At 72.4% G+C, this 1,324-nt stretch carries 1 protein-coding gene; it reads right to left on the bottom strand.

Translation table 11 applies throughout. From position 1 onward, the window contains the following. On the bottom strand, positions 1-1,324 hold a 1,324-nt coding region (locus tag MXD57_RS31300; RefSeq protein WP_250405590.1), incomplete at both ends, for an acyltransferase domain-containing protein.

The raw sequence follows: 1,324 nt of genomic DNA, 5'->3' as shown, positions 1-1,324 counted from the left end.
GCGAAGTACGTCTCCCAGTCGACGGGCGTGCCGTGGGCGTGGGCCCGGGCGAGGGCGGTGGTGACGGTCTCGGTCTCGGGACGTCCCTTGCGGAGGGCGGGCGCGAAGACCGCCGCGTCCGCCTCACCGGCCAGGCAGTCCTGCGCCATGGCGGACAGGATCCCGTCGGGGCCGAGTTCGAGGTACGTCGTGACCCCGGCGGCCTCCAGGGCGCGGATCCCGTCCAGGAAGCGGACCGCCTCGCGGACGTGCCGCACCCAGAAGTCCGCCGAACCCATCTCGTCCGTCACCACGGCGCCGGTCAGGTTCGACACGACCGGGATGCGCGGCGCCTCGTACGTGACGGTCTCCGCGATCTTGCGGAAGTCGGCGAGCATGCCGTCCATGTGCGGCGAATGGAACGCGTGGCTGACGGCCAGCCGCTTGGTCTTACGACCCTGCTCCTCGAAGTGCTCGGCGATCACCATCGCGTCGGACTCGTCGCCCGCGACCACGACCGACTGCGGACCGTTGACCGCCGCGACGCTCACCCGCTCGGTGAGCAGCGGCAGGACCTCGTCCTCCGAGGCCTGGACGGCGACCATCGCGCCACCGGACGGCAGCGCCTGCATCAGACGGCCGCGCGCGGCGACCAGGGTGCAGGCGCCGTCCAGGGTGAGCACCCCGGCCACGTGCGCGGCGGCGATCTCACCGATCGAGTGACCCGCGAGGAAGTCGGGCTTCACGCCCCAGCTCTCCAGCAGCCGGAACAGCGCCACCTCGACCGCGAACAGCGCGGGCTGGGTGAACTCCGTACGGTCGAGGAGGTCTCCGCTGTCACCGAACAGCGTTTCCTTGAGGGGCAGTTCCAGGCGCTCGCCGAGCGCGTCGAGCGCGTCGGCGAACACCGGGTAGGTGTCGTACAGCTCCCGGCCCATGCCGGGGCGCTGACTGCCCTGTCCGGTGAACAGGAACGCCAGCCTGCCGGTACCGCTCGCGGTCCCCCGCACCAGACCGGAGGCCGTACCGCCCTCCGCCTCCAGCGCCTCCAGCCCCCGCAGCAACTCCTCACGCCCACCGGCCACCACCACCGCACGGTGGTCGAACCCGACCCGCCTGGTCGCCAGCGAGTAGGCCACATCGGCCGCAGCCGGAACCGTACCCTCCGAAGCCGAAGCCGAAGCGTCCAGCAGGTGCGCCCGCAACCGCGCGGCCTGACCCCGCAGCGCCTCCGGCGACTTCGCCGACACCACGTACGGCAGCACGGCCGGCGAATCCGCCACCGGCTCCGCCCCGACCGCCACCGGCGGCGCCTGCTCGATGATCGTATGGGCGTTGGTCCCGC

The organism is Streptomyces cellostaticus, from assembly GCF_023630175.1.
GTDB lineage: Bacteria > Actinomycetota > Actinomycetes > Streptomycetales > Streptomycetaceae > Streptomyces > Streptomyces cellostaticus_A.
The sequence above is the reverse complement of the archived record's forward strand: the minus strand, read 5'-3'. Positions and strand labels throughout refer to the sequence as shown.